This window comes from Moraxella sp. CTOTU47579 (assembly GCF_032004885.1).
GTDB lineage: Bacteria > Pseudomonadota > Gammaproteobacteria > Pseudomonadales > Moraxellaceae > Faucicola > Faucicola tetraodonis.
In genome coordinates this window covers 1-20,516 of sequence record NZ_DALZOJ010000014.1, presented here as the reverse complement: position 1 = coordinate 20,516, position 20,516 = coordinate 1, and the positions used below count along the sequence as shown (strand labels likewise).

General features: G+C 44.4%; 14 protein-coding genes. 11 read left to right on the top strand and 3 right to left on the bottom strand.

The genetic code is table 11. The features are described 5' to 3' along the window. Position 1: 1 nt before the first annotated feature. On the top strand, positions 2-226 hold the full coding sequence (locus RTP55_RS09135; protein ID WP_007116424.1) for an HP1242/YdcH family protein: 225 nt from the start codon (positions 2-4) through the stop codon (positions 224-226). 153 nt (positions 227-379) lie between these two features. Here RTP55_RS09135 and cytX read toward each other — a convergent pair whose 3' ends face one another. Beyond that, the gene (gene cytX, locus RTP55_RS09130; RefSeq protein WP_312385694.1) at positions 380-1,579 is read right to left on the bottom strand and encodes a putative hydroxymethylpyrimidine transporter CytX; all 1,200 of its coding nucleotides are present in this window, start codon (positions 1,577-1,579) and stop codon (positions 380-382) included. Between the two features lie 138 nt (positions 1,580-1,717). Further along, positions 1,718-2,284 carry an alkyl hydroperoxide reductase subunit C gene (ahpC, locus tag RTP55_RS09125; RefSeq protein WP_076774574.1) on the bottom strand — a complete coding sequence of 189 codons (567 nt, stop codon included), beginning with the start codon at positions 2,282-2,284 and terminating at the stop codon, positions 1,718-1,720. A 570-nt stretch (positions 2,285-2,854) separates the two neighbouring features. Between ahpC and RTP55_RS09120 the strand changes: the two genes are divergently transcribed. The 10 genes from RTP55_RS09120 to RTP55_RS09075 all read left to right on the top strand — a co-directional run bounded on the left by RTP55_RS09120 (position 2,855) and on the right by RTP55_RS09075 (position 19,344). Beyond that, positions 2,855-3,823, top strand: a complete 969-nt coding sequence (locus tag RTP55_RS09120) for a hydrogen peroxide-inducible genes activator (protein WP_203171522.1) — start codon at positions 2,855-2,857, stop codon at positions 3,821-3,823. Between the two features lie 6 nt (positions 3,824-3,829). Then, positions 3,830-5,353 carry an exonuclease SbcCD subunit D C-terminal domain-containing protein gene (locus RTP55_RS09115; RefSeq protein ID WP_312385692.1) on the top strand — a complete coding sequence of 508 codons (1,524 nt, stop codon included), beginning with the start codon at positions 3,830-3,832 and terminating at the stop codon, positions 5,351-5,353. Beyond that, positions 5,350-9,135, top strand: a complete 3,786-nt coding sequence (locus RTP55_RS09110; RefSeq protein WP_312385690.1) for an AAA family ATPase — start codon at positions 5,350-5,352, stop codon at positions 9,133-9,135. The genes RTP55_RS09115 and RTP55_RS09110 overlap by 4 nt, the downstream gene beginning before the upstream one ends. Before the next feature lie 201 nt (positions 9,136-9,336). Further along, entirely contained in the window at positions 9,337-10,251 is a 915-nt protein-coding gene (locus tag RTP55_RS09105) for a bifunctional enoyl-CoA hydratase/phosphate acetyltransferase (protein ID WP_312385689.1), read from the top strand. A 40-nt stretch (positions 10,252-10,291) separates the two neighbouring features. After that, entirely contained in the window at positions 10,292-11,521 is a 1,230-nt protein-coding gene (locus RTP55_RS09100; RefSeq protein WP_312385687.1) for an acetate/propionate family kinase, read from the top strand. Positions 11,522-11,832: 311 nt separating this feature from the next. After that, positions 11,833-12,429 carry a phasin family protein gene (locus RTP55_RS09095; protein ID WP_007116432.1) on the top strand — a complete coding sequence of 199 codons (597 nt, stop codon included), beginning with the start codon at positions 11,833-11,835 and terminating at the stop codon, positions 12,427-12,429. Between the two features lie 199 nt (positions 12,430-12,628). Next, a complete protein-coding gene (gene phaC / locus RTP55_RS09090) occupies positions 12,629-14,701 on the top strand; it encodes a class I poly(R)-hydroxyalkanoic acid synthase (RefSeq protein ID WP_312385686.1) in 2,073 nt (690 codons plus the stop codon). 175 nt (positions 14,702-14,876) lie between these two features. Next, positions 14,877-15,539 (top strand): 2-polyprenyl-3-methyl-6-methoxy-1,4-benzoquinone monooxygenase, encoded by a 663-nt coding sequence (coq7, locus tag RTP55_RS09085; protein ID WP_312385685.1) that lies wholly within the window; start codon positions 14,877-14,879, stop codon positions 15,537-15,539. A 245-nt stretch (positions 15,540-15,784) separates the two neighbouring features. Then, positions 15,785-16,828: a tetratricopeptide repeat protein gene (locus RTP55_RS09080; RefSeq protein WP_312385684.1), complete on the top strand. Its 1,044-nt coding sequence runs from the start codon at positions 15,785-15,787 to the stop codon at positions 16,826-16,828. 200 nt (positions 16,829-17,028) lie between these two features. Further along, positions 17,029-19,344, top strand: a complete 2,316-nt coding sequence (locus RTP55_RS09075) for an esterase/lipase family protein (protein WP_312385682.1) — start codon at positions 17,029-17,031, stop codon at positions 19,342-19,344. Positions 19,345-19,448: 104 nt separating this feature from the next. Here RTP55_RS09075 and RTP55_RS09070 read toward each other — a convergent pair whose 3' ends face one another. Next, positions 19,449-20,348: a LysR family transcriptional regulator gene (locus RTP55_RS09070; protein WP_096488551.1), complete on the bottom strand. Its 900-nt coding sequence runs from the start codon at positions 20,346-20,348 to the stop codon at positions 19,449-19,451. Positions 20,349-20,516 lie beyond the last annotated feature (168 nt).

The window sequence follows — 20,516 nt, the reverse complement described above, 5'->3', positions numbered from 1 at the left end:
TATGTTTCCAGAACATCGCGAACTTATTAGCAAACTAAAAACTTCTGATAAACACTTTGAAAAATTATTTGATAAACACAACGAATTAGATGCTCAAATCATTAACCTAGAAAAAGATCCTGTTGCAGCAGGCAGCCGTGACGACGAAATTGAAGCATTAAAAAAACAAAAACTGCAATTAAAAGATGAAATCTACAAAATCTTAGAAGACAATAAAAATAAATAAGTTCTAAGCTAAATTCGATTTTTTGATTAAAGCCCTGTTCGTTGTGACAGGGCTTTTGCTATTGATAGCGAGTGTAAGGCTTAAATCAACTAATCAACCCTACTTTAAGAAAATTGGACTGTAAAAAAATTGGTTTAAGCGTGGCTGACGGCATTATTTTTTTGTGAATACATTAACCAAGAAGCATAATAGCATCGTCACCATAATCACCGGCAAGGTATTCCCGATATCGAGTGGATGGGCAAGCCAATAACGGTACAAGCAAAAACCAATCGCCCAGACAATCAAATTTTTGACATTAAAACGCTGTTTAATATCGGTATTTTTTAAAATAAAAAAGTCCACAATTTGAATGGCTGCCATTGGCGCAAACACCGAGCCTAAAAAGTATAAAAATTCAGTGATATCATCCATGGGAAACAACATCGCTGCGATAGTACAGATGAGGGTAACGCCAATTGCCAAGCCTTTTTCTGGAAGTTTTTGCCACAGCGAGACACCCGACACACCTGCCGAGTACGCATCCAAAAACGTGGTTGTCACTGTCGCGAGCACAATCAACAATAACCCTGCCACGCCCAATCCAAGCTGTAACAGCATTTGGGCAAAATCCGACGTTTGGGTATACAAGGCCATGCCCAGTCCAATCGCATACATCCACGCACTCATCACCCCATAACTCACGGTGCTCACGAGTGTCGCTTGCAAAGGTTTTTGCGCATGGCGAGTATAATCACTCACCAGTGGCAACCATGATAATGGCATAATGACCGCGAGCTCCACCGCTGCCCCAAAGCTCATCGCTGCTGCCATGTCTTTTGTCGCTGTCGTATGTCCCGTGCTCAATTCAAATATTTTATACGACAAAATAAGCGTTAACATAAACAACCCAGCTACGGCCAACGCATTGATTTTGCCAAAGAAGCGGTTGCCCATCCATAGCCACAGCACAATCAGCGCACCAATCACGCCACACCAGGCCGCTTGTCCGATACCCCAAATCCCATTGACCGCCAATGCCCCATCATAAATCATGATGGCTGTCCAACCGACCAATTGCACAAGATTTAGCAAAGCAAAAAGCATCCCCCCTTGAAAACCAAAACTACCCTTCACTGTTTCCATGGCACTTTTGCGTTGGGTTGCCCCAATATAGCCGACTAAAAAAAATAGCACGCCGCCTATCATATGCCCAATGACGATGGCTAACAAGCCACGCTCCCACCCCAATGGCGCAAGGTAGGTGCCCGTCAAAATCTCAGCGATTGACACAGCTGCCCCTGCCCACAGCAAGGCATAATGGCTACTTGTGGTCTGACTGCCAGTTTGGTGAGTGGTTTGTGCGCTATCCATGGTTATTTTCTCAAGCTTCAAAGAAGCTGATTTTATCATTGTTAACAACAGTAGTTGAATAAAAAAACCCCAAATCTTTCAATTTGAGGTTTTTAATTTTATCTAATTGTCAGTCAATGAAACATTAGACCATCAAGATTAGATTTTACCTACTAAATCTAGGCTTGGTTTTAAGGTTTCTTTACCTTTTTCCCATGCCGCTGGACATACTTCACCGTCGTTGTCACGCACGTATTGAGCGGCTTGGATTTTACGGATTAAGTCTTTGGCAGAACGACCGATACCTAAGTCATGAATTTCTGCCACTTTGATTTTACCGTCTGGGTCTACCAAGAAAGTACCACGAAGGGCAGCGTTGTCTTCTTCAATCATCACGTTGAAGCCGCGAGTGATTTTACCAGTACCATCGCCAAGCATTGGGTATTTTACTTTAGCGATTGCAGGTGACGCATCTGCCCATGCTTTGTGTACAAAATGGGTGTCTGTCGATACCGCATAAACTTCCGCGCCTAATGCTTTGATTTCTTCGTAATGGTCTGCCATGTCTTCAAGTTCAGTTGGGCAAACAAAAGTAAAGTCATGTGGGTAGAAGAAAAACACTGCCCATTTGCCTTTAACGTCATCTGATGATATTTCTTTGAATTCACCATTCACATATGCTTGAGTTTTGAATTCTGGAATGGTTTGGTTGATAATTGCAGCCATGGATTTTTCCTTATATAAGCTATTGTTGTGATTAAAATTTAGCAACATCACCACTTGGCAAAACCAAATCAGTGAGTGCTATATTGATAACACAAATTTGATGTCATTGGCAACCTAGCTTTTTAGGCTTCTAGCTTGTTAGGCTATAGTCGGTTGCTGTTTTTTACCCATCAAACGTTGTTATCGATGGGTTTATCTTAGTACAATTTAAGATTGAGTCTAGTTTAAAGTTTTTAATTTATTGATTAATTTTTTAAATTAACCTTGATAGTTTTGCCTTATAGTTTCAATCTTTAGGCTATCTTGTAATTATTTTGAAAGACTCGATAATGAATTCAATACCAAAACCAAATTAATGATAGATTAAAAAATATTCCACTCGTAAAAGCACACAAAAATGGTAAACTAAATTTGAAATGATTCGGTTCATTGAAGTTTTTAGCATGCATCTTTTGCGTGTTGTTTGCTAGGGTAGCCGTCAGTTTTTTTACCTTTTTATCTTTTTATTTATCTTTAACTAAAACGCGTTAGCGAAAATTTTACGCTATTTTAAAGGTTAAAATTCAAACCATGATTACATTACGACAATTAGAATTTGCATTGGCAGTTGCCAAATACAAGCATTTTAAACGGGCAGCAGAAGAGTGTAATATCTCACAATCTGCGTTAAGCTTAGGGATTGCAGAGCTGGAAAAGCAGCTTGATACCCAAATTTTTGAGCGTAACAACAAACAAGTGCTAATCACCCCGATTGGGGAGGAAATTCTTGAGCGAGCCACGCGGATATTTGCCGAAGTCAATGATTTGGTGACCCGCGCCCAGACGCACCAAACCCCGCTCGCCTATCCGATGACGATTGGTATTATCCCAACCATTGCGCCGTTTTTGCTGCCCAAGGTATTGCCGCTACTGCGCCAACAATTCCCACAGTTTCAGCTCAATGTGGTAGAAGAACAAACTGAGCGACTGCTTGAAAAAGTCCGTTATGGCGCGATTGATACCGCCATTATTGCGCTGCCTTACAATACTGACGGCATGCTATCATTTGAGTTTTGGTCAGAGACGTTTTTGGCGGTATTTGCTAAAGACAGTAAACATGCCAACTTACCCAGCATCAATGCTGATGAGTTAGCCAACAGTAACTTGATGCTGCTAGGCGAAGGACATTGTTTGACCGATCATGCGCTATCGGTGTGTCACCTCGATAAAAGCCGCGTCAAACACGCCTTTAGTGAAGCGAGCCTGCATACGTTAATTCAAATGGCTATCAGCGGTATGGGCACCACGCTAGTCCCGCAAATGGCAGCTGGGCAAGTGCGCCAGCAAACTGCCAATGTGTCGTTAGTGCCGCTCAATGAAGCCGGTCCGCATCGCCGCTTGGCGTTTGTCACCCGTCTCAACTATGCGCGGGTCGATGATGTTAATCTATTGGGTCGCTTGTTTGCCCAAGGATTACACGATAGCGAATTGGCGTCTGCCTCGCTAGCCACCGCAGATTCTGAGTCCATGACTTCAGCGAAGCCCGCCACAGAGGCATAATTTTTTATGCTCACTTTATTACATACATCAGATTGGCATTTGGGTCGTAGGCTTTATGGTAAGCCACGCTACGATGAATTTAAGCAGTTTTTAGACTGGCAGTTACAGACGCTGCGTGAGCAAAAAGTCGATGTGCTACTGATTGCAGGGGATATTTTTGATACCACCGCCCCCAGTAACCAAGCGCAAAATTTATATTATGATTTTTTAAGTCAAGTTTGCCATACCGATTGCCGCCATGTGATTATCGTAGCGGGCAACCATGATTCAGCCAGTTTTTTGGAGGCGCCCAAACAGCTACTCAAAGCCTTTAACATCCATATCATCGGTAGTATGACAGATACGCCGACTGATGAAGTGATTACGTTATCAGATAAATCAGGGCAACCTGAGCTCATTGTCATGGCAGTTCCCTACTTGCGTGACCGTGATGTACGAACCGTCGGGCATGGCGAACGATTGGATGATAAAGAACGCAAACTTGCCCAAGGCATCAAAGCCCATTATGCACAGATTGCCGATATTGCGATTGCGCAACAAGCGCAGCTCAAAGCCAAATATAAGCGTAGCATTCCGATTGTGGCAACGGGGCATTTATTTACTGTGGGCGGGCAAACGATGGAAGGCGATGGGGTGCGTGATTTGTATGTCGGCTCACTCGGTAGTATCGGTGCAGAGATTTTTCACCCACAGATTGACTATGTGGCGCTTGGGCATTTACATATTCCGCAAGTGGTTGGCGGACAACCACACATCCGTTACGCTGGCTCACCCATTGCCATGGGTTTTGGTGAAAGTCGCCAGCAAAAACAAGTGCATTTGCTGCGATTTGATGCCAAGCCTGACTTACTGTCTCAGCCATTACAGACTTTAACCATTCAAAAAAAACCGCTTGTCTCTGCGCCAACCCCTGTCAAAAAACGCAAAAGTGTGAGCCATGCGTCGATGGATTTATTTGCGGATGAAGAATTGCCTGAATCATCCATGCTTGGCGCGATAAATGCAGAAACTGGGATTAACGCAGAGGTTGATGCTCAAGCGAGCCATAAAGCAGGATATGATACACCCAGTTATCATCTAAGTGGGCAACTTAGTGGACAGCCTTACAATATAGCCAAGCTTAGCGATACTACCCTCCTGCAATCACTGCCTGTTCCTGTGTTCCAACCCATCCAAACGCTCAAAGGTGATTGGCAAACCATCAAAACTAGCTTACACAGCCTAAAAAATTCCCAACAATCAGTTTGGCTTGAAGTGGTGTATGATGGGCAAGAAGTCGTGGGTGATTTATCAGAAAAAATTGCAGAACTGGTTAAAGACTCTAGGCTTGAAGTACTACGCATCAAAAATCAGCAAAAACGCGATCAGGTGATGCAAAGCCAGCGCATGGATGAGTCACTTGAAGAGTTAAACCCAACACAAGTGTTTGAACGCTGTCTAATTGCCCATCAAGTGCTAGAAGAGCAAAAACCCATGTTATGGTCAAGATATACTGAAGTGCTTGAAAGTTTGCAAGGGGGGCAGCAATGAGAATCTTAAAGCTTCGCTTTCAAAACCTTAATTCATTGCAAGGCGAATGGGAAATTGACTTTCGCCATGCCGCGTATGCCGATGAAGGTATTTTTGCCATCACAGGCTCGACAGGTGCGGGCAAAAGCACCATTTTAGATGCCATTTGTCTTGCCTTATATGGTGCGACGCCACGCTTGGGCGAGATTACCCAAAGCAAAAATGACCTCATGTCACGCCATACCGGCGAATGTTTGAGTGAAGTGATTTTTGCCACCAAAAATGGCATTTATCGCTGTACTTGGCTACAAAAGCGCGCCAGAAAAAACCCCGAAGGCAATTTGCAATCGCCGACGCATGAAATCGCCCCTTTTACCGATGACGCTACAAATTTACCACCGCTTGAAACCCAAACCAGAAAAACTAGAAAACTGGTCGCTGAATTCACCGGCATGGATTTTGACCGTTTTACCCGTGCCATGCTACTAGCGCAAGGCAGTTTTGCCGCTTTTTTGCAAGCCAATAGCGATGAGCGCTCCAATCTGCTCGAAGAAATCACCGGCACTGAAATCTATGGCGATATCTCAAAAAAAGTACACGAGTTTAAAACCCAATCAGACGCTGAACTTAAGACGCTTACCGATCGCTTATCAGGCATGACGGTGTTATCTGATGAAGAAGTACACAGCCTAACCTCACAAAAAAACGCCCTGGTGGACATCGTTAATGAAACCAAAACCGCCATGACTAAAATCGAGTCTGATAAGCTATGGCGACAAAACCTTGACGCATACACGCACCAAATCCATAAGCTTAAGCATGAAGCACGCGACCTTGCCGAGCAAGAAAGCCAATTTGCCCCACAAAAAATCCAACTACAGCGCGCACTAAAAGCCCTTGAAGTGTCGGGTGATATTAAAAAACTTGATTATCAGCGCGATTTGTTGAGCACACAGCTCAGTGATCTTGCTAGTTATCAACACCGGCTACCCACCGCCGAACACCATTGCCAACTTGCTCAAAAAAACCAAGATGAGCGTCAAGCAAAAGCCCAGCAAACCGAAAACGACTGGCAACAAGCCCAACCGTTATTAAACCAAGTGCGCAAGCTTGACACTACCCTTGGGCAAAAAAATCAGTACGCCCAAGAGATTGCGCAGCAGTTGTCACAGCTTGGTGAGCAATTGGCGCATAATGCCCAAAGCATTGATAGTCAGCAGCAGCAGCTTGTTAGCCAGCAAACACAGCGTGAGCAGTTCATCCAAGCGCAGCAGCAAATCCCTGAGGCAACAACCTTGCCTCAAACATTGGCCTCCCTCACCCAACTACAGGAATCTAGCCAAGCACTCAGTGAACAAGCGCAGGCTTTAGTCAACGAACAGCAGCAGCTACAGGGTGATTTTCAGCACAATGAGCAGCAAGCCAGCGCTCTGCAATCACAGCTCACGCAATTGCAATCACAAATTTCTGAGCATCGACAAAACTTAGAGAGCCAAACCAGTCACTTACATCATCTGACACAAGGGCAGTCGGCAGCAGCATTGCGACAGCAGGTTGAAATTTATTGGCAAACCGACCAGCAGCTTGCCGCCATGCAAAGCGATGTGCAGACTTGGCAAACCAACCTACAACACTATCAACAATTTGTGCAGCAATTAGCCGATGGTCAAACTCAATTGGCTCAGATTGCTAGCCAACGACTAACTAGCGAGCAGCAGCAACAAGCCGCCGAGCAGACTGTCGAATTGTTAAACCGCAACTTGATTTTATTGGCAAAAATTCAAAATTTAACCGAGGAGCGCGATAGATTACGCCATGGCGAACCTTGCCCGCTGTGTGGCTCAACCGCACATCCTTTCGCCACCCATAAGCCCTACACGCCCGATGATACAGAGCAACAATTAGCGATTGCCAAACAACGGCTTGATGACATCAATTGCCGATTACAGCAGTTATTGCTTGAAGAGCATGCACTCACAAATAACCAGCAACAGCGCAATGAGCATTTACAGCACTTAGAGGCACACAACCAACGTTTATTAAATCAATTACAGCTTGCCAGCCAACACCTTATACATGCTCAACCTGTACAACAGGCAATTGAAGCATTACCGCCCGTTGCAGCCCCCAGCACCGATGACGATATAGACCACCAAGCCCTTCAAAGATTGGTGACGATAATTCAGGCTCAACAAACCAACAATCAGCAGTCTTTGGCAGCACTGCAAGATTCACTGACGCAAATCGAAGCCGTACAATCCGAGCAGCAGCAAACTCAGCAGCGATTAGCCTCATTGAGCGAGCAATACAATGACGTTTTGCAGCAACAAACCCTGCTACACAATCAGCAGCAACATCGCCAAGACAGAATCCGCGGTATTGATGCCCAGCAATTGGTTATCGCCGATAAGCAACATCAAGTAATACAGCGCATTGACAAGTTACTGATGCCTTTTGCAACGCGCGAACGCACTTTTAGCTTTGCTACCACACAGGATGTGAATGCCCAATTAAATCAGCATATCGATACCCTTGCGCAACTTTTACAGCACTATCAAGGATTAGAAACTAAGCTTAGCCATATCAATGACACCATCACAGGAATTGAGCAAGCGCTCACCCGATTGGTGGCAGATCAGCACCATTTAACCCAAAATCAACACCAAGCCCGTCAGCGACAGCAAGCGTTGGCGCAAGAGATTAGCGAGCTACAGGCGCAGCGATACGCCTTGTTTGGCGAACAAGCGGTAGACATCGTCTCTCACGCATTAGTCCAAGCAAAAAATCAGGCTTTGCAGGACTATCAAATCAGCCAAACCGCCTTTCATGAGCAGCTAAGTCAGCTGCAAATTTTGCAACAACAAATCGCATCTTTGACCACTAGCACTAACCATCTAAAAACTGCCCAGCAAACGCTACAAGACGACATCCAGCAGCGTTTTGCGACATTGGGTTTTGTGGATGAGGCGGATTATCGCGCTGCGGTGTTGGTCGATACCGAGCGGGAACGCTTACAACAGCTTGCCAATCAACTCCATGACAGCCAGCAGCGCAATCATAACCTACTGTCTGAAGCCAAACGCATACAGCAGCAGTTACTTGATCATCCCCAAACTGCGCTGTCAGTTGAGCAATTGCTCGATGCGCTTGGGCAATTGCAACAGCAATTTAGCGAGCAGCAAAAACAATTGGGCGCCGTTGAACAGCAGCTAGCAGCCAATGAAGCCCTTAAGCAAAACCAGCAGCAGCTATTAGATGCCATCAACCAACAGCGCAACCATACTGAAGAATGGAAGGTATTGCATCAGTTGATTGGTTCAAGGGATGGCAAACTATTCCGTAACTTTGCCCAAGGCTTGACCTTTAATATCATGGTTGCCCATGCCAATGAACAGCTCAAAAAAATGAGCGACCGTTATTTGTTGATAGCTGATAGCGAGCAGCCCTTGATGCTCAACGTGATGGACAATTACCAAGGCGGGCAAATCCGCACCAGCAAAAATCTATCAGGTGGTGAGAGTTTTATTATCAGCTTGTCGCTTGCATTGGGACTGTCAAATATGGCCAGTCACCGCATGCAAGTAGATTCGCTGTTTTTGGATGAAGGTTTTGGTACACTCGATGAAGAAGCACTCGATGTAGCGCTCGACACCCTAACCAACCTACAGCAATCGGGCAAGCTAATTGGCGTGATTTCCCATATTCAGGCGCTCAAAGATAGAATCAGCAGTCAAATCCAAGTAGTGCCGCAAACAGGGGGCATCAGTAAAATTATCGGTGCCGGTATTACCAAGATTAGTTGACTCAGGCTAGCTTTGGTTAAGCCAAATTAAGTTAAGATAAGCTAAGCTAATAAGTTAAGCGGCGCGGCAAACACACCGTAACAACCGATTCATCTTGCTGTCATGTCATTGGTTCATACTGTTTTATGTCAATCTATACCGCTCGCTTAATCAAAACCTAAGTGCTTAATGTTATTTATGTCAACTCATAAGGGCAACACGATGTTAACCAAACTTTCGCAGCTTTTAGCACAAGGGCGCTTTGTCTCCCCTGTCCCTGCCGTGGTGGTGCACCCTACTACCGATATCATCTTGCAATCTTGTATCCAAGCACATCAGCACCACATCATCACCCCGATTTTGGTCGGTCCAAAATACAAAATCGAAAAAGCCGCTACTGACGCCAATTTAGATATTTCAGGCTTTACGTTAGTGGATGCTGAGCATAGCCACGACGCGGTTGAAATCGCCGCAAAAATGGTTCGTGAACAGCAAGCCGACTTTATCATCAAAGGTTCAGTGCATACCGATGAGTTAATGGGTGTGCTGATCGATAAAACCCAAAACCTACGCACCGAGCGCCGTATGAGCCACGTGTGGTTAATGGAAAGTCCCACGTATCACAAGCTTTTGACCTTGACCGATTGTGCACTCAACGTGGTGCCAGATTTGCTGACCAAAAAAGACATTTTGCAAAATGCGATTGATTTTGCGCACGCGCTAGATATTGAGCAGCCTAAAGTAGCCATCTTGGCAGCGGTTGAAGAAGTCAAACCGCAAATGCAATCGACCATTGATGCCGCCGCGTTATGCAAAATGGCAGACCGGGGGCAAATCACCGGCGCCTTGCTTGATGGACCACTAGCATTTGACAATGCGATTAGCCAACATTCTGCGGATATCAAACATATCCACTCACCTGTCACGGGCGATGTCGATATTTTACTGGTACCTGACTTAGAAGCGGGCAATATGCTAGGTAAACAGTTAATTTATTTGGGCGAAGCCAAAGCCGCTGGTATTGTCATGGGTTCAAAAGTGCCGATTGTGTTGACCAGCCGTTCGGATGACGAACTCGACCGCCTGTATTCTATTGCCCTTGGCGCCTACGTTGCGCAAAAGCGTAAACAAGCTTGATGTTAATTCAGGTTACTTGAGATTAATTGAGATTACTAGCATGAACGATTCTGTCATGAGGCATATTGACTTAACTCACCCGATCGCGGTGACTTTCAACGTGGGTTCAGCGACTATCAAAATGGCGGCGTACGACACGGCTAAGGCAGTCGACTCATCCCCCCTTGCGTGGTCCCCCTTGTTTGATGTCAATATCAACCTAAAAACCAAAAACAAAGTCTGGCACTCCATGCCACAATCTTTGTCTGACTGGGAACCCCAAGATAGCCTGACAGACACCGCGGTAAGCCTGTTTACTCGTGTTAGACAGGCCTTTCCCGCGCGTGAGATTGTCTGTATCCACCGAGTGGTTCATGGTGGCAAACGCTATCATGTTCCTGTGGTGATCAACGAGACAGTGATGGCGCATTTGGTGGAGCTGTCACCGATTTGCCCGCTACATCAGCCTCCTGCCCTATCTGTGGTCAACGCGCTGCAAGCCATGGATAAAAAACTGGTGCACATCGCTGCCTTTGATACCGCCTTTCACTACCATCGCCCAGAGATTTGGTCTAGCTATGCGCTGCCAAAATCGCTGCGTGATCAAGGCGTGCGCTGTTATGGCTTTCATGGTTTATCGTATCAGGCGATTATGCGTAAACTTGAAACTTATCTCCCAAAGATTGCCAAAAAACGCTTAATCATCGCGCATTTGGGTAGTGGCTGTAGTATCACCGCGGTCGACAATGGCGAGTCGAAAGACAGTACCTTTGGCTTTAGTGGATTAGATGGCGTACCAATGGGTACCCGTCCGGGTCATTTGGATTCTGGGGTGATTTTATATATGGTCGAGCAAGGTTGGACGCTCGAGCAAATGAACCAATGCCTATATAAAGAGTCGGGTTTGCTTGGTTTATCTGAAATTAGCAATGACGTGCGTGATTTGCTCGCTAGCGATGACCCACGCGCCAAATTTGCATTGGCGTATTTTGCCACGCATGCCGCCAAAGAAATCGCAAGCCTGATGGTTAGTATGAAAGGCTGTGATGCGCTTATCTTTACCGCAGGTATAGGTGAACAGTCGGCAATTATCCGTCAGATGATTGTCGAACAACTCGATTTTTTAGGTTTTAGTTTGGATGCGGATAAAAATATCGATGGCCGTATTGACGTTCCGATTTTACGAATCAACTCAGACGATGACAAACAAATTTATGTCATCTTGACCGATGAACAGCTCGAATTAGCTTTATCACTTGAGCATACAATCACGATAGAAACCAATAATTAAGAGTGACAAACCTGTCAACTATTTTTAGGATGAATGGTAAGATATAACCGATTTTTATCGGTTACCGACTCTTACTGTCTAGTTGATTATATTATTACAAATATTAACATAAATGGCGATTGTTTTTTACTTTTAAGCTCCTCGCAAGGTTTAATTTAGCCATCTTTCATGATATTGTAATATCAAGCAAATAGACTATGCTTAAAGCTTATCACATTCATTTTAGTCATATTTTTGATTAGAAAATGTATCGCAACTTGGTATTCTTCAATACCCTTCTTGTTTTTTCTGGTAGCCTAATGAGGTCAATTATGAACAACGATTTTATGGATAAAATGAAAGATGGTTCACGTCAAATGTACGCACCATGGTCTCGCTTCAACCAAGCGATGTTACGAAATGCGGAAAAAATGACTGACTTTTCTTTAGAAACAATGCGCCATTACTCAGAAATGGGTCTTGAGCAACTTCGCAATGTTTCTTCTGTTGACTCTCCAGAAGCGGCTTCAAGCTTCAACCAAAAACAAACTGAGCTGCTCAACCAATTGGGTCAAAAAATGTTGTCAGATGCACAGCGTTTGACTGAGCTTGGCAATGAAATCCGTAATGAAGTCATGTCAGCGATGAATGAAATCTATAGCCAAAATGCATCCAGTATGCAAGATGCGATGCAAAGCGCTGCTAGCAACGCATCAAAAACGGCAGAAGACTTTAACCGCAAAGTGAACGAAAACATGCATAAAGCGGCAAACCAAATGTCAGAAGCGGTTAAACAAACCACCCAAAACATGAACAAAGCTGCGACTAACGTGACTGCTGCGGCAACCCGCACCACTAATGATGCAGCACAAACACAAAATAGCGAAGCGGCAAAACCTGCAGCAAAAACAACCCCTGCGGCAAAATAATTGGTTTGGTGCATCGTAGTCATTCTTAAGACTGTATCATTTATAAACCGCTATTTATGTTTTACCTGATAGATGAATAGCGGCTTATGAATCTATAAAAGTGGTGGATTAGACAGATGCCTAATCCACCATATTTTTAAGTAGACGTGCATATTCACAGCGAATTTTTATCAAGCACATTATAATAACGGGACTTATCATGGCAGACAATAAAGACACCCAATATCAAGGAACGAACGCTAACTCAGCCAATGACAACAGCCAAAGTTCAGACAACACCAATAACAACCCTTTTGGTTATAACCCATTCGCCAATTTTCCCTTTGGCAATAATGCTTTTGGTAACAATGCTTTTGGCATACCTCAAAATCCGCTGGATTTTTTGAGTAAAACCAATCCATTTGCTCACATGGCCTCTAGTATTCCACCTTACAATGCTGCGGTCGGTGAATTCTATAGCGAATTTTTTGGCAATATGACCAAACTGAGCCAACAGATTGCACAGCAATCGATGCGTGCCAACCAAGCGCCGCAGTATACCAATACTTCCATCATGATGGATTTAATGGATGGTTGGCGTAAAATGGGTCAGATGGTGACCAATCACCCAGGCACGATGGTTGAAGACCAATTGCAGTTGTTTAAAGACCAAATGCACTTGTGGCAAAACACACTGCAACAATTTGCCGGTAAGAAAATCGACCCAGTGGCAAGCCCGGAAAAAGGCGACAAACGGTTTAGTGATGAAGAATGGGAGGACAATCCTATTTTTAACTTCCTAAAACAGTATTATTTATTAACTACCCAAGCGATGATGGATGCGATTGATGGCGTTGAAGGTATTGATGAAAAAACCCGTCAACGTTTGGCTTTTTTTACCCGCCAATGGATCAATGCGGTGGCCCCAACCAACTTCTTATTGACCAACCCTGAAGTACTACGTTTGACCATCGAAAGTCGTGGTCAAAACCTGGTTCAAGGTATGAAGCAGTTGGCTGAGGACATGGGCAACAGCGCCGATACACTCAATATCCGTATGACTGACCAAAGCGCGTTCCGGGTGGGTGACAACATCGCCACCTCAAAAGGAAAAGTGGTATTTGAAAACCATATGATGCAGCTCATTCAGTACGAGCCTTCAACCGAAAAAGTAAAACAACGTCCGTTGTTGATGGTGCCACCATGGATCAACAAATTCTACATCATGGACTTACGTGAGAACAACTCGTTTGTGCGTTGGGCAGTCAATGAAGGTCATACGGTTTATGTCATCTCTTGGGCCAACCCAACGCCTGAGTACAAAAATGTTGGCATGAGCACTTACATGAAAGACGGTGTGCTTGCAGCGATGGACCAAATTGAAGCCATCACGGGTGAAAAAACCATCAATATCACAGGTTACTGTATTGGGGGTATGTTGACAGCATTGACGCTAGGCTATCTTGCCGCGACCAAGCAAGAAAGCCGCATTGCTAGTGCGACACTTTGGGCCACCATTATTGATTTCTCAGATCCAGGTGATATCGGCGTCTTTATCGATGACAAAATCGTTACTGCGATTGACAAGCAAAACGCCGACAAAGGTGTATTTGATGGGCGAATGATGGGCGTGTCATTTAGCCTACTCCGTGAGAACAGCCTATACTGGAACTACTATGTCCAAAACTACCTAAAAGGCGAGCGCCCTGTACCTTTTGACTTGTTATATTGGAACTCAGACTGTACCAACGTGACTGCTGCCCTGCACCATTTTTTACTGCGTGAGTTCTATATCAACAACTTGCTGCGTAAACCGGGTGGGGTTGAAATTGACGGCGTGAAAATTGACTTATCAAAAGTTAAAACTCCTGTGTTTATGGTGGCAACCTTGCAAGACCATATCGCAAAATGGAAAAGCTGTTACCCAGGTACGCAAGTATTTGGCGGTGAAAAAGTATTCGTGTTGGGTGAATCAGGCCATATTGCGGGTATCATGAACCCCCCAGGTAGTAAATATGGTTACTACACCAACGACAACTACACTGCAGACGCTGACCAATGGTACAAAGACGCCACCTATGTTAAAGATACCTGGTGGACAAGATGGCATGACTGGATCAAACCGTTTGAGGGCAACGAAATCAAGGCCCGTGTTGTCGGTCAAAATAGCCAAGGTAAAGAAATCCCAACCTATGGCGATGCCCCTGGAAGCTATGTCACGGTCAAAGCGACTGAAGCCTTAACCGGTCATAACTTTGCAGAAGCTTACCGTTTACAATTACCACCCGTATAATATATCGTTATCACACAACATCCCGTGATTACCTAGCCCATCACGGGATTTTTATAAAATAGCCAAATCGCCCATCAGCTACATAGATTTACTAGTCAAAAGTTGTGATATTGAGTAGAATTAACGCCATATTCTGCGCATAATAGCGATTAGAAACACTTTGAATAGAGCGCCTATGTCGATTGAACCAGCACAAAACAACCTATCACTCAGTAAGCTAGACCGCAATATTGTCTTCTTTGATCGGGCGATTCGCTCGTTTATTCCAAACAGTAATCTTAGCACCCGCCCATTGCCTGTCTCTAGCCCCGATGTGCCAAAACTGTCCGTGGAAGAAGCGCGTCATGTCGCAGGTCTCATGCGTATCAATCACACGGGCGAAGTATGCGCGCAAGGACTGTATCACGGTCAAGCATTTACCGCCAAACAAGCAACAGTCAAAAAAGCCATGCACCAATCTGCGCTAGAGGAGATTGACCATTTGGTATGGTGTGAGACGCGGTTAAATGAATTGGGTAGTCATCCTAGTATTTTTAGTCCGCTTTGGTATGGGCTATCGTTTGGCATGGGTGCGGTAGCAGGATTGATTTCTGATGAGTTTAGTTTGGGGTTTGTCGCAGAGACAGAAACCCAAGTCAGCGAGCATTTGCACAGCCATCTTGGTAAGCTACCTGCACACGATAAACGCAGTGCTGAGATTTTAAGCCAAATGGATAAAGAAGAATTACATCACCGTGATAAAGCAGTCGAATCAGGCGCCAGCCCATTGCCACTACCCATCAAAACTACGATGCGTTTTTTGGCTAACTGCATGAAAACGGTGGCGTATCATATTTAACTGAGAATCTTTAACTAAGCGTGCTTAACCGAGCGTGTTTAAATGAGCGCGACTGACAGCCTCAATCGTTGGCTGGCGTGTTTATTGCTATAACCTTGCTTAATCGCGCTGTTTTCGCGTAAAAATATAACAATAACTTTATTTTTTTTTGATAGTATTTTTACATTATTGCTTTACATTGTTGCTATGGGATAAGCTGACTGATTTTTGCAATCCATCCCACCCAATTTTTTAAGGAAATTTCAATGACTCACATGGTAAAACCCCTAACATATACCTTAGCTATTTTGATGGCAACCAATGCCACTGTAGCGATGGCTGCAACGGCAACCGCAAAAACAACAACCAAGACGACCACCACCAAAACCACCACGGCAAAACCCGCTACCCAGACAACAGCCATTAAAAAAACCACGGTGACCAAAGCCAAAACTACCAACAAATCAACCGAAAAATCGGCTGATACGGTCAGTAATAGCGTGAAGAATACTACCCCGCAAACGACACCCCCGTCAGCCACCTCAAATACAGGTTCAGTGATAGTGCCTGTTTTGACCGCCCCAACGGTTGCCAACGTTATTTATCCATCTACCAACAGTGTACAATTGGTAGGCACGGATATTTCAGCGCAAAACTTTGCCAATATCCCGCTACCGACTTTAACGCTTAGTAATATCTCAACAATAAAAACCGTTTTGATTCCACGAACCGCGGATAATAGTACACAGTTAGATGTCAGCGTGTTAGACGATTTTATTACTTATGTTACCCCAATGGCGCGTCATTACCCACCTGTTTTTTCGAGCCGTACTGAGCGCTACAATACCACTGAGCGACTCAAATCATTGACCGCATGGATTGAGACCTACGCACAAAATCCAAATGCCTCTTATGAGGTGCTACTGCGTGCAGCAAAACTCAATGCCATGGGTCGCAATCTGGATTTAGGTTCTGATTATGCCGTGCGTGCAGGCAATTATATAGCCCGTGCCGTGAGGCTCAATGACACAGCAGAAGCCAACTTCTTATATGGCGCAATGCTCGCTGAGGGTGGCGGTTTTAAAGAAGGTGCCAAATACTTAGAAAAAGCCGAAAAAATGGGCTATCTAGAAGCTACGCAAAGTTTGGCGCAAGCGGATTTATTGGATGACAAAAAAGACCGCGCCATTCAACGGTTAACGGAATTTAAAGCCAAAAACCCAGACAATCCGTATATCGATGAGCAATTACGCATCGTCAATAGCGGTAAATACTATATTTGGGATATCCCTGCAAAAGTCGTTCAATAATTTTTTGCGTTCATACCCTAGCCGTGGTTTAATATCACTGCTAAGTCACCATGCTAATTCACCATCATAGTTGAATTTTAGCATGGTGATTTTTTTCACCCTATCATTCAGTGATAGGTACATTTTTTGCGCTGCATTTTTTTTGTGCTATCTATTATTGCTCTATCCTTTTTTGCTCTATTTTAGCCGAGTAAATCACCATGCCGCTAACAAACCAATCTACTAGATTTTGTCAAACGTCTCTCATCACAGCGACGACATTGGTTACTATCATCACCCTTACTGGCTGCGCCACCACCAAAATCGGTAGCCGCGATACTGCAAGAGCCATCATCGATCAGCGCGTCAGCGTGTTATCGGGCAGCCGATTGAGTTCTGACACCAAAAGCCGTTTAGTGCAGGCAGGTTTAGATGAAGAAAAATGCTTGGTAAACATGCCTGCCTGTGTAGTGATGCTCAAGCAAGCGGATCTTAATACCGATAAAGGGATTTATGGCGCAATTAGTGAGCTGTTTTACGCCTCTGCCCAGCAGCGCCAGCAAGCCAAAACTTGTACCAATCCGCCAAAAGATTTGGCTACAGACTATGCCAAAGATTTGGTTGGCAAGACCGACGTTGTAGCGCCCAAACCCGATGAAATCTCTTGTACCACTGCCTTTCAAGACGATATGCTGCAATCGATTCGGTTTTCTTACATTTATTTGATGTACGATATCCTCAATCCAACCGTCGTCAATCAACAACCGTCACAATTATATTATCTGCCAAAAGAACGCGATACCCAAATTCAGGATTTGTATTACGCTGCCATCGATGCGTTAGGTGATCGCCTGTATCATCAAAAAATGGCAGAAAATTATCAAATCACTCGCAACAAACTGCGTGTCAGTATCAATGGACAACCGTTTACTGATAAATCGGCATCGATGAAGTTGATCTCAAGCTACCAGATTGATTTATCAAAATTTAACACCATCAGTCGCCGCGATGGCTTTGGCATCAATTATGTGGCACTGCTCAATAGGCGCATCAATACGGCGGTGATTATTGACTTGTTGCAACACTATGCCAATGATACACCGCTAGAAGAACGTATCCACCAAACAGGGCATTTGCCTATGACTGCGGTGTTGGTGCCCAAAGGCAATACCATTGATGAGTTGCAAAAAACCACCGATTTTTCGCTCAATATTTATGATCCCTATCACTTTAAAAGTGTCTCTATACTCAACAAAGATTTTGCACTATCGGCGAATTTTTCGGCAGCCTATGGCTTATGGTCACAGGACAACCGCCTAGGCAATATCAGCTATCTAAGTTTGTTCGCCTCGCCCTATCAGCAGACCCAGCCGCATTTATTTATGCTTGAGCCTTACAATCCTAATAAGCGCGTGATTATCATGATGCATGGGTTGGCATCAAGTCCTGAAACTTGGATTGGACTGACGAATGACATTTTTAATGACCCAAAACTTCGCGAAAATTTCCAAGTTTGGCAGATTTTTTATCCAACCAATATCCCGATTCTGGAAAACCGCCACCAAATTTATGACTTGATTGAACGCGCTTTTAAAACCGTCGACCCTGAGCAGCAGGACGTTGCCAGTCAACATTCGGTGCTGATTGGTCATAGTATGGGTGGGGTGATTGGGCGGTTGTTGGTATCGAATGATGACTTGACGCCCAAAGTCGAATCGCTGGTTGCCAATTACTCACAGCTGAATAATTTTTCAGCAGGCTATGCCGCATTTGTCCGTCATGCACAAAACAAAACGCTCAGTGACCGCTTTAAACTTCAAGCGCTGCCGCAAGTCGATCGCGCGATTTTTATCTCTTCACCATTTCGCGGTACCGATTATGCCGATCGCTGGTTTACTCGCAGTTTGCGCCGTATCATCTCGCTACCGGCAGGGTTTATCCGCACCGTGTATAGCAATTTAAATTCGTTATTTACTGAAGGGGTGGTTTCAAGCAATCCGCTGGCACAGCTATTTTTGGAAAATGGCGCCAGCCAGTTGAGCAGCCACTCTTACTTTAACCAATTAACGGCAGATGTCAAAATCGCGCCCAATGTTGCGGTCAATAACATCATCGCCACTGATGATAAGGATTTGTCCAATGCGCTCAATCAGTTTACCGCTAAGGCAGCCAATAGCACTACTGATGATGTATCGGCATCCATAACATCTTTGAAAAATGACAATACAACCGCGACCGTGAAACCCGCCACAGAGACCAATCTGTATAACACCACGAGTCTGGCGCAAGCCAAACAAAGTCTGGATGAGAAAAAGCAACTCTTAGAATCGGTGAAATATGGGGCAACCGACCGTGTCTCCGATGGTATTGTGCCGTACAACAGCTCGCATTTAGAAGGCGTGGAATCTGAAAAAGTGCTTACCGGTCGTCACAATGTCCATACCAGCCCGCAGGCGATTTTGGAGTTACGTCGCATCCTACATCAACAACTTACTCGCTATGGTGTCACCCAAGCGCCACCTGACAGACAGCCTTGATAGCCACTATCAGCATCAATAAAAAAGCGAATAGCCTTCACTATTCGCTTTTTTATTAAATTGTTTTTTGCTACTAATTATTGTTACTACTGACAATCCAACCGCTAAACTTTAGCAAAATACTTGGTCAACACTTCAAGACAGCGCGTCACCTTCGCAGGTTGTTGTTCATGTCTGGGTGTTACCGCATACAGCATATAACTTGGTAATTGGTAACCTGGCAATACTTCCACCAAATCGCCATTTGCCAATTCTTTTTGGATATCTAGTGACATGATACGGGCAACGCCATGCCCTTCTTTAGCAAGGGTCGTGGCAAGCATAATGTTGTTGGTTTGAATACGCGTTGGCATACGCACGCGTGATTTTTTACCTGTTTCCACATTGATCATATCAACTTGATTGGGATCTTTGATAAGACTAATGCCAATCATATTGAGTTTGGCCAAATCTTTTGGCTCGGTCAATTTTTCATTTTGACGTAAAAAATGCGGTGAAGCCACCAGCAGCTGACGTACCTCGGTCAAAGGAAACGCCGATAAACTACTGTCATTAAGGTTTGGTGACATCCGAAGGGCGATATCGATACGCTCTTCAATTAAGTCAACATACTGATTGTCCGCTTCAAAATGGATGGTTAAATCATCATGCGCCGAAATCCAAGTCGACAGCGCCGGTAAAATATGATTCACACCCAATTCTGGCGTGGTCGCAATGCGTAAGTTCCCTGCTAACTCATCGCGTAATTGATTGACACGGATACGACCTTGTTCGGCTGCCGCAACCACATCTTTGGCACTCTCATAAAAACTAGTACCTGCTTCCGTTAAGCTTAACTTACGAGTTGAGCGATGCAATAACACCACACCCATATCGTTTTCTAACGAGCGGATTTGTTGACTAACCGCACTTGTTGTTATGCCCAGTTCTTTTGCAGCACCACTAAATGAACCATGACGTACAACACTTGCAAAAACCGCCATGCCTCTTAAATTATCAAGCATATTTCACCCAATTTTATCACTTAATCAAAGTCACTTTTAAAAGCTGATGTATTATACGTTATTAGCAAGATAAATTAAACGACATCGGGATTTATTAACTAAAATTATTAATAGAAACCTTTGCACGAATAAACACACAAAAGTTCATTAAATTGGTATAATACAATA